Annotated in this window: 8 protein-coding genes and 2 tRNA genes; 2 read left to right on the top strand and 8 right to left on the bottom strand. The window is 66.4% G+C overall.

The annotated features are described in order from the left end of the window. The first annotated feature begins 4 nt into the window (after window positions 1-4). Window positions 5-1,150, top strand: coding sequence for a cysteine desulfurase family protein (locus E3O49_RS05340; protein ID WP_134366042.1), 1,146 nt, complete (start codon window positions 5-7; stop codon window positions 1,148-1,150). Window positions 1,151-1,394: 244 nt separating this feature from the next. Beyond that, on the top strand, window positions 1,395-4,115 hold the full coding sequence (gene adhE, locus E3O49_RS05335) for a bifunctional acetaldehyde-CoA/alcohol dehydrogenase (protein ID WP_134366043.1): 2,721 nt from the start codon (window positions 1,395-1,397) through the stop codon (window positions 4,113-4,115). A gap of 116 nt (window positions 4,116-4,231) precedes the next feature. Here adhE and E3O49_RS05330 read toward each other — a convergent pair whose 3' ends face one another. From E3O49_RS05330 to E3O49_RS05295, 8 genes are all read right to left on the bottom strand, one after another. Then, the gene (locus E3O49_RS05330; RefSeq protein ID WP_134366044.1) at window positions 4,232-5,029 is read right to left on the bottom strand and encodes a maleylpyruvate isomerase family mycothiol-dependent enzyme; all 798 of its coding nucleotides are present in this window, start codon (window positions 5,027-5,029) and stop codon (window positions 4,232-4,234) included. 248 nt (window positions 5,030-5,277) lie between these two features. Next, window positions 5,278-6,057, bottom strand: coding sequence for an ATP-binding cassette domain-containing protein (locus E3O49_RS05325; RefSeq protein WP_134366045.1), 780 nt, complete (start codon window positions 6,055-6,057; stop codon window positions 5,278-5,280). Next, window positions 6,054-7,094 (bottom strand): ABC transporter permease, encoded by a 1,041-nt coding sequence (locus tag E3O49_RS05320; protein WP_134366046.1) that lies wholly within the window; start codon window positions 7,092-7,094, stop codon window positions 6,054-6,056. Before E3O49_RS05320 ends, E3O49_RS05325 begins: the two co-directional genes overlap by 4 nt. Then, entirely contained in the window at window positions 7,091-8,059 is a 969-nt protein-coding gene (locus E3O49_RS05315; RefSeq protein ID WP_134366047.1) for a sugar ABC transporter substrate-binding protein, read from the bottom strand. Before E3O49_RS05315 ends, E3O49_RS05320 begins: the two co-directional genes overlap by 4 nt. Window positions 8,060-8,189: 130 nt before the next feature. After that, window positions 8,190-8,266: transfer RNA gene (locus tag E3O49_RS05310), tRNA-Met, on the bottom strand. Between the two features lie 48 nt (window positions 8,267-8,314). Next, complete coding sequence (locus E3O49_RS05305) at window positions 8,315-10,687, bottom strand: MMPL family transporter (protein WP_134404467.1); 2,373 nt, start codon at window positions 10,685-10,687, stop codon at window positions 8,315-8,317. Window positions 10,688-10,698: 11 nt separating this feature from the next. Next, a tRNA-Met gene (locus tag E3O49_RS05300) sits at window positions 10,699-10,775 on the bottom strand. A 135-nt stretch (window positions 10,776-10,910) separates the two neighbouring features. Continuing rightward, a complete protein-coding gene (locus tag E3O49_RS05295; protein ID WP_174235677.1) occupies window positions 10,911-13,805 on the bottom strand; it encodes a UPF0182 family membrane protein in 2,895 nt (964 codons plus the stop codon). Window positions 13,806-13,810 lie beyond the last annotated feature (5 nt).

The raw sequence follows: 13,810 nt of genomic DNA, 5'->3' as shown, positions 1-13,810 counted from the left end.
CGACGTGATCTACCTCGACAACGCCGCGACGACCCCCGTGCGCCGGGAGGTGCTCGAGGTGCTCTGGCAGCAGCTCGCGGGCAGTTTCGGCAATCCGTCGAGCCACCACCAGGTCGGCGAGGCCGCCGCAGCCGCGCTGGCCGATGCCCGTGCCCAGATCGCGAGCGTGCTCGGCTGTCGCCCGGCCGAGATCGTGTTCACGACCGGCGGCACGGAGTCGGACAACCTCGCGGTGAAGGGAATCGCCCTCGGCGCGCCGCGCGGCCGCCACATCGTCACGTCGGCCGTCGAGCACGAGGCGGTGCTCGAGTCCTGCGATTTCCTGAAGCGGGTGCACGGCTTCGAGATCACACTGGTGGCCCCGGATGCCGCCGGTCGCATCGATCCGGCCCAGCTCCACGCCGCGATCCGCGCCGACACCACCCTGGTGTCGATCCAGTACGCGAACAACGAAGTCGGCACCGTCCAGCACGTCGCCGCCCTCGCGGCCATAGCCCGGGCGGCAGGCGTGCCCTTCCACACCGACGCCGTGCAGGCGGCCGGATGGCTGGACCTCGGCGTGCGGACACTCGGAGTCGACGCACTGAGCCTCTCCGGTCACAAAATCGGCGCCCCTCCCGGAGTCGGGGCGCTCTTCCTGCGCCGAGGCCTCCCGATCGAACCCGTGCTCCACGGCGGCGGACAGGAACGCGGCCGCCGCAGCGGCACCGAGAACGTGGCCGGTGCCCTCGGCCTGGCGACGGCGCTGCGTCTGGCCGACCGGGAACGGGCGGAGGCCGCGCCGCGGGTCGCCGCCTTGCGCGACGCCTTCATCGCCACGGTGCTCACCGGCACCCCGTCCGCCCGGCTGACCGGGCACCCCACCGAGCGCCTCCCCGGGACCGCGTCCTTCGTGTTCCCGGGCACCAGCGGCGAGGCGGTGCTGCTCGAGCTCGAGCAGCGCGGGATCGTCTGTTCGAGCGGCTCGGCCTGCGCGGCGGGAAGCGACGAGGCGTCCCACGTCCTGACCGCGATGGGCCTGCCCGAGGACAAAGCCCGGACCGCCGTGCGCTTCACCCTCGCGGCCACGACCACAGCCGATGACGCACGGCGCGCCGCCGCATCCGTTCAGCCCGCCGTGGACGCAGTTCGGGACCTCGGGCGCCGCTGAGCGCGCCCGGCATCGCCCCGACCCTCTACTGCGCGTGCGTACGCGCGCGTAATGTCCTTAGCGAGGCTAAATAAACAGGATTTGCTGTTGCCCCGCAAAAAAGGCCGCGACCAGCCAAAATGATTCGGCGGCCCCGGCGGCGCAGGTCAGAATCGGCATCTCCAGCATGCGACGCAGCGTGCGGAGTCGTAGAGTTGTGTCAAGAGGCGATAAGCCCAAGTTGGGCCGCCCGAAAAGGGACACCATGACGATAACTGACAAGCCAGTAACCGAGTCGCTCGCAACTCAAATTGATTCACTGGTTAAAGCCGCACAGGTCGCGCTTTTGGATTACGCGAATTTCACGCAAGAACAAATCGATCACATCGTTAAGAAAGCATCCGTAGCAGCCCTCAGCAAGCACGCTGAGCTGGCAGTTCACGCAGTCGAAGAGACTGGACGCGGCGTCTTCGAAGACAAGGCCGTGAAGAACCTCTTCGCTTGTGAGCACGTTACGAACTCCATGCAGAACCTTAAAACAGTCGGCGTTATCAGCCACGACGAAATTAGCGGCATCACCGAAATCGCCGAGCCGGTCGGTGTTATCTGCGGGATCACCCCCGTCACCAACTGCACCTCGACCGCGATCTTCAAATCGCTGATCGCGCTTAAGACCCGCAACCCGATCATCTTCGGCTTCCACCCGGCAGCACAGCAGTCCTCCGCGGCCGCTGCGCGCGTCGTGCGTGACGCCGCGATCGCAGCCGGCGCACCCGCGAACTGTATCCAGTGGATCGAAGTTCCCTCCCTCGAGGCCAGCACCCTGCTGATGAACCACCCGGGCGTGGCAACCATCCTCGCGACCGGTGGTAACGCCATGGTCCGCGCGGCCTACTCCTGTGGCAAGCCCGCCCTCGGCGTCGGTGCCGGCAACGTCCCGGCCTTCATCGAGAAGACGGCCAAGCTCAAGCGCGCCGTGAACGACGTCGTGCTCTCCAAGGCCTTCGACTACGGCATGATCTGCGCTTCGGAGCAGGCCGTCATCATCGAAGAGCCCCTCTACAACGAGGCCATGGTGGAATTCAAGCGCCTCCACGCCTACCTCGTGACCCCCGCCGAGAAGCTGCTCCTCGAAGACTTCATCTTCGGCGTCCAGGCCAACTCGACCAACTGCGGCGAGGCCAAGTTGAACGCCGCAGTCGTCGGCAAGTCGCCGGTCTGGATTGCCCAGCAGGCCGGATTCACGGTTCCCGAAGACACCTCGATCATCATGGTCGAGGTCAGCGGAGTCGGACCGCACGAGCCGATGACCCGCGAAAAGCTCGCGCCGGTTCTCGCCGTGCTGCACGCCAAGGACGCGGAAGAGGGCATCTCGCTCTCCGAGCAGATGGTTGAATTCGACGGCCTCGGCCACTCGGGCTCAATCCACAGCGAGGACCCGGCGATCATCGAGCAGTTCGGAATCCGCGTCAAGGCGGTCCGGATCATCACGAACGCACCGAGCTCGCTCGGTGGCATCGGCGACATCTACAACGCCTTCATCCCGTCGCTCACGCTCGGCTGTGGTTCGTACGGGCACAACTCCGTCTCGAACAACGTCTCGGCGATCAACCTCATCAACGTCAAGCGCATCGGCAGAAGGAACAACAACTTGCAGTGGTTCAAGGTTCCCGCGAAGACCTACTTCGAGCCGAACGCCATCCGTTACCTGTCGGACATGCGCAACGTGGAGCGCGTCACCATCGTGACCGACGCCACCATGACCAAGCTCGGCTTCGTCGACAAGATCCTTGACGTGCTCAACCGTCGCGAGAACCGCGTCTCCCTGCAGATCATCGACAACGTGCTCCCGGAGCCGACCGTCGCCGCCGTCACCAAGGGCGCAGAGGAAATGCGCGCCTTCAAGCCGGACACGATCATCGCCCTCGGCGGAGGTTCGCCGATGGACGCCGCCAAGGTGATGTGGCTGCTGTACGAACACCCCGAAATCGAATTCTCGGACATGAAGGAAAAGTTCTTCGACGTGCGCAAGCGCGCGTTCAAGTTCCCCGACCTGGGCGAACTGGCCAAGCTCGTCTGCATCCCGACTACCTCGGGTACCGGTTCTGAAATGACCCCCTTCGCCGTGATCACGGACGAGGTCAGCGGAGTGAAGTACCCGCTCGCCGACTACGCGCTCCTGCCGACCGTCGCCATCATCGACCCGTCGCTCACCGCAGCGATGCCGTCGTTCCTGGTCGCCGACTCGGGCTTCGACGCTCTGACGCACGCGACCGAGGCTTACGTCTCCGTCTACGCGAACGACTTCACCGACGGCCTGTGCCTGCACGCGATCAAGCTCATCTTCGAGAACATCGTCACGAGCGCCACCGGCACCTCGAACAGCACGGATGCCGCCGTGATCAAGTCGCGCGAGAAGATGCACAACGCCTCCTCGATCGCCGGTATGGCGTTCGGTAACGCGTTCCTGGGTATTTGCCACGCGATGGCTCACGTCACCGGTGCGCAGCTCCACCTCATCCACGGTCGGGTGAACGCAACGTACCTGCCGCACGTGATCCGTTACAACGGTCTCATCCCGACGAAGCTGACCAGCTGGCCCAAGTACGAGAGCTACATTGCTCCCGAGCGTTTCCAGCAGATCGCCAAGCACCTCGGCCTCCCGGCCTCGACGCCTGAAGAGGGCATCGAGTCCTACGCCCAGGCCGTCGAGAAGCTGCGCGACCAGGTCGGCATCAAGCCCTCCTTCCAGGCTCAGGGCGTCGATGAGCAGGACTTCATCGGTCGCCTCGATGCCCTCGCGATGGGCGCCTACGGCGACCAGTGTGCACCCGCCAACCCGCGGATGCCCATGCTCGCGGACATGAAGACGATCATGGAAGCCGCGTACTACGGCACCTCGTTCAACGAGGTCCGCGCCAACCGCGCGGCCGTCGCCGCCGCACCGGAGGAATCGAAGAAGCCGGCCCGCAAGGCAGGCAAGTAGTCTTCACCGCCTGATCGCACCACAAAGAACGGCCCCGCACCTGAACAGGTGCGGGGCCGTTCTTTAGGTGGCGTGTGCCGCCAGAGGATCAGTGCCAGCGGATCAGAGCTGGCGGATCAGAGCTGGCGGATCAGAGCTGGCGGATCGAGCCAGCGGGCCGCGATCGGGGTCTCCCCCGTGCTCGAGGTGACTCCGGCCGACCCTCGACCGGAGGCCCAGGCCGTCAGGTCGACCAGGGTGCCCGACACGATTTCGGGAGCGGCGGCATCCGTCGGGCCCATGCCTGTCGGGAGCATATCCGCCGGGCCTACCGACGAGTCCGGGGCATCGGTCACGACCAGGCGCCGGTTCGCGTCCTCGCCCCGGCCGGCCCACGTGCGCTGGATGTCGCCGAGCAGGCGGTTGAGGACGGCTGCGGGCACATCACGGAACGAGCCTCCCTCGTTCAGGTCGACCGCGTGCACCCACAATTCGCGGGTGCGCATCCAGACCGTGTCCGAGACCAGGATCATGGCCCCCTGGCCGTTACGCACCGGGTACATCCGGCGATCCTTCGGCAGATCCCGCCAGGCCCGCTCGAGGAGGCCCGCCGACTCGCTGAAGGAGACACAGAGTTCATCGGGGCGGAGCTTGCTGTCCTTCTCAATCTCATCGTTCCGCACGTCTGCGGACGCGTACATCACGGTCTCGACGCCGGTCTCGGCCCAGAGCAGTAATCGGGTCATGGCGCGGGCGTTGGATGCCAGGTGCGCGACGACATGGCGCCTCGACCAGCCCGGAAGCAGCGAGTCGCCATCGAGTTCTGCGTCGGTGAGCCGGCCCAGTATGCGGGCTACGGCGGCCGTGCCGTGCCCGGCGAGCTGCAACTGCGCCCCCCAGCCGGAGATCTCGGCCGAATCGTGTACTGCGCCCATGGGACTCCCATCGGTGGTGCGATGCTGTGCTATCCACGATAAGCGAGCCCGCATCGGCACCCAAGTCGTGTTCGGCCAGGTCGAGGTTCCCCAACGACCAGGCCAGACGAACGCATATCTCAGGCCGCGGCACCACGCCTCCCCGCGGGACGGCGAACCAATTCGACGGAGATTTTTTCGAAAGAGCCTGATTTTCGTCTATTTCAGTGTTTATATGCCCGATTCGGTGAAAATCTCCGTCGAATTGGTTAGGGGCGCGGGCGCTCCAGCTCGTGCGCCAGCGCCTCGAGTTCGGCGCCGCCGGCCATCAGCGCGGTCATCTCCTCGATCGTGATCTCGCTCTTCAGGAACGCGCCCAGGCTCGTGCCGCGGTTCAGCAGCAGGAAACGGTCCCCCACGGGGTACGCATGGTGCGGGTTGTGGGTGATGAAGACAACGCCGAGGCCGCGGTCCCTGGCCCGGGCGATATAGGTGAGAACGACGCCGGCCTGTTTCACGCCCAGGGCGGAGGTGGGCTCGTCCAGGATCACGACTTTCGCCCCGAAATACACGGCACGCGCGATCGCCACGGACTGCCGCTCACCGCCGGAGAGGGTGCCGATCGGCTGGTCGACGTCGCGCAGCTCGATCCCCATCCGGGCCAGTTCGAGCCTGGTGACCTCACGCATCCGCGCTGCGTCGAGACGCCGGAACGGGCCACGTCCGCGCGTCAGCTCCGACCCGAGGAAGAAATTGCGCCACACCGGCATCAGGGGCACCACGCCGAGATCCTGGTACACGGTCGCGATGCCGAGGTCGAGTGCCTCACGGGGGTTGCGGAACGTGCGGGCCTCACCGTAGGCGAGCAGGGTGCCCTCCGAGTGCGGGTGGGCACCGGACAGGATCTTGATCAGCGTCGATTTTCCCGCGCCGTTGTCGCCCAGCACGCACAAGACCTCCCCGGCGCCGACCGACGCCGAGACGCCCTGCAGGGCCTGCACCGTTCCGTAGGACTTGCCGATGTCCTTCACCTCGAGGAGCGCGCTCACGAGCGGACTCCGGTCTGCTTGCGAACGTACAGGTTCACCAGCACGGCGAGCAGCAGCATCCCGCCGAGGAATGCCTTGAGCCAGTTGTTGTCCCACTGGGCGAACACGATGCCCTGCAGTGTCATGCCGTAGATCAGGGCGCCCAGGGCCGCCCCGATGGCCGACCCGTAGCCGCCGGTGAGCAGGCAGCCGCCGACGACGGCGCAGATGATGTAGATGAACTCCTGGCCGATCCCGGTCGTGGCCTGAACGGTCGACACGTCGAAGAGCTGCAGCATGCCCACCAGCCAGGCGGCGCCGGCGGTGGTCATGAAGAGCCCCAGCTTGACCTTGAGCACCGGCACGCCGGCCTGGCGCGAACTCGTGGCCTGGCCGCCGACGGCGAAGATCCAGTTGCCGCCCCTCGTGCGCAGCAGGACCCAGGTCGCCAGCAGTGTTAGGGCCATCCACCAGACGATCGAAATCTTGACGTCCATGCCCAGGAAGGCGAAGGACGACCCGAAGAAGACCCTGACCTGGTCGAAACCGGGGACCGAGCCCATGCCCTGGATCGCGACGGTGCCCGTCACGAGCTTCGTCACGGCAAGGTTGCACCCCTGCAGGATGAAGAACGTGGCCAGGGTCACGATGAAGCTCGGCAGGCCGGTCTTCATGACGATGAAGGCGTTTGCGGCACCGATCAGGAGCGCCACCGCCAGGGCCAGGGCCATCGCCAGCCAGATGTTGACGCCCCACTCGGTGGTGAGCACGCCGACGATCAGACCGGCGGTCCCCGTCATCGCACCGGCGGACAGGTCGAACTCGCCGCCGATCATCAGCAGTGCCACGGCTACGGCCATGATGCCGAACAGCGACGCGGAGTACAGCCAGGTCGAGATGCCGGCCGGCGACAGAAAAGTCGGCGTCGATACCGAGAAGAAGGTGAAGACCGCGAGGGCCGCCACTGCGGCACCGACTTCGGGCCGGCGCAGCAGCGTCACGAGCGGATGCTGCCGCTTTCGCCGTTCGTTCGTCGCCGCGACTGCGGTGAGGGTCATCTGGTGCCGTTCTTCGCGAACCTGGCCACCTGCGCCGCGTTCTCCTTCGTGACGAAGCCCGGGCCGGAATACACGGGCAGGCCGCCGCCGACGACGTCACCGTTGCGCTTCTGCAGGGTGAGGAACATCACGGGCAGGTAGCCCTGCGAATAGGGCTGCTGGTCGACCGCGAACAGCATCTTGTCGTCGAGGATCAGCCGGGTGACATCGGCGGACACGTCGAATGTGGCCAGCGCGGCGGTGCTCTTGGCTTCGTCGATCGCCTGGCTCGCGGCCACGGCCACCCCGGTCTGCAGGGTCAGGACACCGTCGATCGTTGGGTCGGCCAGGAGTTTGCTCTTGATGGTGTTCTGGGCATCCGCGAGGTTCGCGATGTCGACCTGCACGTTGCTGACGGTTCCGCCGAGCGTGTCAGCCGCGCCCCGGCAGCGCTCTTCGAGCCCCGAGTTGCCGGCCTCGTGGATGACGCAGATCACGTTCTTGAGATCGGCCTTCTTCAGCTGTTCGCCGGCGCCCTGGCCCGCGATGAACTCGCTCTGGCCGACGTGGGTCTGCGCCCCGAACTCCAGGGACCTCTCCAGGCCGGAGTTGATGGTGATCACCGGGATCCCGGCGGCAACGGCCTTCTCGACGGCGCTCTTCACGCCGTCCGGGTTGGCCATGGAGACGATCAGCCCGTCGGGCTTGGCCGCGATGGCCGCCTCGATCAGCTGGCTCTGCTTGACCGGGTCACCGTCGCCTTGATAGGTGACGGTCGCTCCGAGGTCTGTGCCGGCCTGCTCCGCACCGCTCTTCACGACGTCCCAGAAAGAGTCACCCGGGGTCCCGTGGGTGACCACGGCGATGGTGGTCTTCTCCCCCGACGCCGATCCCGCGTCGTTCGGGGCTGTGCCCGTGACGGAACATCCCGCGAGTGCCAGCGGCACGACACACAGAGCGGCGAACAGGGTGATCTTGAGCTTCATGTCTGAAATTTCCCGACTGTCGAGCGGTGGCCTGAAACAGGCGGAGGTTCGCCGTCGACCTGGTGCATTACGAACTTACTGGACGATGAAAGCAGAAAAGCCCCCGGAACCGTGAGGTTCCGGGGGCTGGTGGTTGCGGGGGCAGGATTTGAACCTACGACCTCTGGGTTATGAGCCCAGCGAGCTACCGAACTGCTCCACCCCGCGTTACAAGATCTAACTTACCACAGCCTCGGGCAGGTCCGGTTCCTCGTCTCAGCCGTGGTGCCGGCGTTCGAGCGCAGCGCCCTCCACATCGACGTTCGGCATGATTCGGTCGAGCCAGCGCGGGAGCCACCACGCCGACCGGCCCAGCAGGTGCATCAGGGCCGGCATCAGCAGCATCCGCACCAGGAAAGCGTCGATGAGCACTCCCAGCTCCAGCCCGAAACCGATCGAGCGGATCATCGTCGACTCGGAGAAGACGAAGCCGCCGAAGACCGAGTCCATGATGAGCCCGGCAGCCGTGACCACCGAACGGCCGGCACGGAAGCCCCGGGCGACCGCGAGGCGGGCCGACGCACCGTGCACGTAGGCCTCGCGCATTCCGGGGGCCAGGAACAGCTGGTAGTCCATCGCCAGGCCGAAGAGAACACCGACGAGGATCACCGGCAGGAAGCTCAGGATCGGACCGGTGTGGACGCCGAGAACGTCCGAGAACCAGCCCCACTGGAAGACCGCGACTGTCGCGCCGTAGGTGGCGAACAACGACAGGATGAACCCGCCCGTCGCGATCACAGGCACCAGGATCGAGCGGAACACGAGGATCATGATCAGCAGGGACAGACCGACGACCACCGCGAGGTAGGTCGGAAGCACATCCGCGAGGTTCTCGGAGATGTCGATGTTGATGGCCGCCTGCCCCGCGACGCCGAGCGTGATGTCGCCGTCGACGGGCGGCATCGAGCGGATGTCCCGCACGAGCTGCTCGGTCGACACACTGTTCGGTCCCGCGGCGGGCACGACCTGGAAGGCCGCGAGCCTTTTGTCCTTTGAAACGACGATCGGAGCGACCCCGACCACGTCGTTCTGCTCGGCGAGCGTGCGCGCGACGGTGACCTGGGCCTCGAGCTCCCGCGCGTCGTCGAGTCCCTCCGGCAGCGTGGCCGTGACGAGCAGCGGGCCGGTGGCTCCGGCCCCGAAGCTTTCCTCGGTGGCCATGAATGCCCGGTACGAGGCCGAGTCGACCGGCTCGGCCGAGCCGTCGGGCAGGCCGACCCGCATCGAGAGGGAGGGGATTGCGACGATCAGCAGGACCGCGCACGTTGCCAGCACGGTGACGACGGCGCGCCAGGTCCGCATCGGCTTCGCCCTGATGTCTTCGTGGTGCTCTTCACCGATGCGGGCGCGAGCGCGGCGGCCGAGCACGCGCTCACCGAGCAGTCCGAGGATCGCGGGGGTGAGGCTGATCGCGATGATCACGGCGACGGCCACGGCCACGGCGCCGACGGTGCCCATCAGGCCGAGGAAGGGAACGCCGGTGACGTTCAGGGCGAGCAGTGCCACGATGACCGTGGTCCCCGCGAAGACCACCGCATTACCGGCGGTGCCGTTCGCCAGTCCGATCGATTCACGCGGCTCGGCGCCCTGCAGCAGCTGCTTGCGGTGCCGGTTGATCACGAAGAGGGAATAGTCGATGCCGACCGCGAGCCCGAGCATGACTCCGAGGAACGGGGTGACCGAGGCCATCGGCACGACCCCGGAGAACGCGAGCGCGCCGAGGGAGGCGATCGCGACGCCCACCAGCGCCGTGACGAGCGGCAGGGCTGCGGCGACCACCGAGCCGAGCATGACGAGCAGGATGATCCCCGCGAACTCGACGCCCACGATTTCACCGACGCCGATGAGCTGGGGAACGCTCTGCGCGATATCGGAGGAGAACGAGACCCGGGTGCCGTCGATCGGTTCGGAGTCGAAGTAGTCGATGACGGCCTGCTTGGACGTCTCCTCCAGCTTCAGGCGGGGTTCGGAGAACGCGACGTTCACGAGGGCGGCCGCGCCGTCCGCCGAAACCACGCGGATGCCCTCGGAGAGGTCAAGCAGCACGGCGCCGCGTTCGAGCTTCTCCGTCTGAAGTTGGAGCTCCGCGCGCGAGGCATCGAGTGTGGCCTGCTGATCGTCCAGCTGCGGCACCCCGGCGCCGAGCTGCGCCTGCTGTGTCTCCAACGCGGACAGCTGTTCGGCGGGCAGGTTCGGCTGCTTCAAGGCCTGGTCAAGCTGGGTCTGCGCCGCGGCGAGCTGAGCGCGGGCAGCATCGAGCTGGGCCTGCCCTGCATCGAGCTGGGCGCGCCCGGCGCCGAGCTGGCTGCGCCCGTCGGCGATTTGCTGCACCCGGTCGGCCCGCTGCTGCTCGGCCTCGAACGGGTCGATGACGTCGGCGACGTCCGGCAGGTCGCCGCCGCCGGCGACGAGGGCGCTGATCTGCTCACGTTGCTCGCTGCTGAGCGCCGAGCCGTCCGTCGTCTCGAAGACCACGGTGCCGGACGCGCCGGCGAACTCGGGAAGCTGCTTCTCGAGCGCATCGATCACGGCGCCGGACGCGGTGCCGGGGACAAAAAAACCGGCCCAGCATTTCTGCTGGACCGGCATTTTTCTTGCGCTGGTTGCGGGGGCAGGATTTGAACCTACGACCTCTGGGTTATGAGCCCAGCGAGCTACCGAACTGCTCCACCCCGCGCTACAAGATCCAGTTTACCACAGCCTCGCAAGCGGTCGGACCACACCAGGGGTTCCAACGGATGCGCCGAGCGGGTGGTGCGCCGTTCCGCTCGTGGCAGGCCACGAGCGGAACGGCGCACCACCCGCTCTCGTACTACTGGCCGAGCAGCGTCAGCATCTGGCCGATCGCGTCGTTCAGCTTCTTGTCCGCCACCCCGTAGGCCGTGAAGTCACCGACGGCCAGCGCCGCCTGCTTGTCGGTCATGGCCAGCTTGGCCTCCGCGAGGAGGGACCGGAGCCGGGCATCCTTCACCGGGTCTCCGGTCGAGGTCGACGGGGTGGTGCCGGTCGTCGGGGTCTCACCCGTCGTCGGCGGCACCGAGGTGTCGCCGGCGTTCGCGCCGGACTCGCCACCGAACAGCACGTTCAGGGCCTTGTCGAGCGTGTCCTCGAACGCGATCTGGTCTCCGAACGCGACGAGCACCTTCTGCAACAGCGGGTAGCTGGTCTCACCCGTCGACTGCACGTAGACGGGCTGCACGTAGAGCAGACCTCCACCGACGGGCAGGGTGAGCAGGTTTCCGTTGAGCACCTTCGACTGGCCCTGCTTCAGCAGGTTCAGTTGGGTGGAGACGGTCGGGTCGGCGTTGAACTTGGCCTGAACCTGACCCGGGCCCGGCACGGTGACGTCCTTCGGCAGCGTGAGCAGCCTCATCTTGCCGTAGCCGTCCGCTCGCTGACCGTCCTTGGCCCCGGCATCCGCATCGACTGCCAGATAGCCGGTGAGCACGTTTCGGCTGGTCGCACCGCTCGCGTCGGGAATGAACGTCGAGTAGAGCGAGAACGACGGCGCATCAGAGCCCGGGACCTGCATGGTGAGGTAGTACGGCGGCTGAAGGGTCGTGTTCGTCGACGGGGACACCGGGTCGTTCGGGGTGGTCCATGCGTCGTCGACCGAGTAGAAGGACCCGGGGTCGGTGACGTGGTACTTGCCCAGGACCTTGCGCTGCACCTTGAACATGTCAGCCGGGTAGCGCACGTGGCTCATCAGTTCGCCGCTCATCTGGCTCATCGGCTTGATCGTGGCCGGGAAGATCTTCTGCCACGTCTTCAGAAGCGGATCTTCTTTGTCCCAGGCGTACAGGGTGACCGAGCCGTCGTAAGCGTCGACCGTGGCCTTGACCGAGTTGCGCATGTAGTTGATCTTGTCCAGGGCGAACGGCTGGGGCGGTGTTTCCGTGTCCGCGATCGCGTCGCTCAGACCCACCGAGGTGGAGTACGGGTAGCTGGCCGAGGTCGTGTAGCCGTCGACGATCCACTTGACCTTGCCGTCGACGATCGACGGGTAGGCGTCGGAGTCGAGGGTGAGGTACGGGGCGACTTTCTGCACCCGCGTGACCGGGTCGCGGTCGTAGAGGATCTGCGACTTCTCGTTCACGTCGTTGGCGAGGAAGATCTGCTCCGACTGGAACTTGAGAGCGTAGATCAGTTTGTTGAACGCGTTGTCGAGCTTCGGCCCGCCGTCACCGGTGAAGGTCGTGTAGGTCTGTTGGGCGCCCTCCGTGCCCGACGGGTAGTCCAGCTCGACCGGCTTGCTGCCCTCGGGCGCTCCGACGATGGAATAGGGAGCGGACGTCTCACCGAAGTAGATCCGCGGTTCATACTCGGGCAGTGAACCCTTGGTGGGGATGCCTGACTCGAGGAAGACCGGCTGGCCGTCGGCCGAACGCTGGTTGCCGTAGGCCGCGACGACCCCGTAGCCGTGCGTGTACACGACGGTGGAGTTGACCCAGGTGTTGCCGGCGTTCAGCCCGGACAATTTGAGGTCACGCACGGTGACCACGGTGTCCTGGGATTTCCCGTCGATCGTGTAGCGGTCCACGTCGAGGTTCTGCGGGAACTGGTAGTACTGCTTGAACTGCTCCAGCTGGGAGAACGCGTCGCTGACCAGGGCCGGGTCGAGGATGCGGATGTTCGCGGTCGTCTCCGCGTCGGAGCGGAGGGCGCCCGGCTCGGCCGTCGTGGTCGCGTTGTAGGGCACCTCCTTCACATCGGCCAGATCGTACGCATCCCGGGTGAGGTCGATGTTGCGCTGGATGTACTCACGCTCGAGCGTCTTGGCGCTCGGGTCGACCTGGAAGCGCTGCACGACCCACGGGTACAGGGAGCCGAGCAGAAGGCTGCTCACGATCAGCAGCGCGGTTCCGATCACCGGCAGACGCCAGCGGCCGATGACGGCCGTGACGAGGAACAGGATGGCGACGACGGCCGCGATGCCGGCCAGGATGGCCCGCCCGGGGATGGTGGCGTTGACGTCCGTGTAGCCGGCGCCGGTGATCAGGTCGTTCGTGTTGGTGAGCGTGGAGTACTGGTCCAGCCAGATACTCGCGGCCTGCAGCAGGAGGTAGACGCTGGCCGTGACCGCGATCTGGATGCGGGCAGCCTTGGAGACGAGCACATCGCGCCCGCTCACCCGGATCGAACCGTACAGGTAACTCGTGGCCGCCGCGACCAGGGTCGCGATGAGAACCACGGCCGAGGCGAAGCCGAGAACGGCCTGGAAGAAGGGCAGGTCGAACATGTAGAAGGAGACGTCGAATTTGAACTGGGGGTCGACCCGGCCGGTATCCGTGCGGTTCAGCCACATCAGCACGACCTGCCAGCGGGTCGCGGCGGCGACGCCGGCGAAGAGGCCGAGTAGGGCGGGGATGCCGTACATGGCCAGTCGGCGCAGCGGCTCGATGACCTGCTGGTAGCGGTCGAGCTGCGAGTTGAGCTTCGCGTACACGGGTCGGAACCGGTAGGCGATCTGGATGCTCACCCACACCGGCACGGCCATCGCCACGAAGCCGACGAGGAACAAAACGGCCCCGGCGATCCACTGCGTGGTCAGAACGCTGAGGAACCCGAGCTGGTCGAACCAGAGGACGTCGGCGTAGAACCCGGCGAACACGAAAAAGGCGATCACCAGCCCCGCGATGATCGCTGCCGTGATGGCAAGCGGAGCGCGACTCCGCTGGGGACTGCGTCCGGATGATTGTGACGTCACGAATT

The organism is Cryobacterium shii, from assembly GCF_004402595.1.
Taxonomy (GTDB): domain Bacteria; phylum Actinomycetota; class Actinomycetes; order Actinomycetales; family Microbacteriaceae; genus Cryobacterium; species Cryobacterium shii.
This window is presented reverse-complemented; position numbering and strand designations above follow the sequence as displayed.

Excerpts from the sequence above, each read along its gene's own strand:
- E3O49_RS05330 (WP_134366044.1), bottom strand. The coding sequence starts at position 5,029 with ATGGGCGCAGTACACGATTCGGCCGAGATCTCCGGCTGGGGGGCGCAG.
- E3O49_RS05305 (WP_134404467.1), bottom strand. The coding sequence starts at position 10,687 with ATGCCGGTCCAGCAGAAATGCTGGGCCGGTTTTTTTGTCCCCGGCACC.
- adhE (WP_134366043.1), top strand. The coding sequence starts at position 1,395 with ATGACGATAACTGACAAGCCAGTAACCGAGTCGCTCGCAACTCAAATT.
- E3O49_RS05320 (WP_134366046.1), bottom strand. The coding sequence starts at position 7,094 with ATGACCCTCACCGCAGTCGCGGCGACGAACGAACGGCGAAAGCGGCAG.
- E3O49_RS05315 (WP_134366047.1), bottom strand. The coding sequence starts at position 8,059 with ATGAAGCTCAAGATCACCCTGTTCGCCGCTCTGTGTGTCGTGCCGCTG.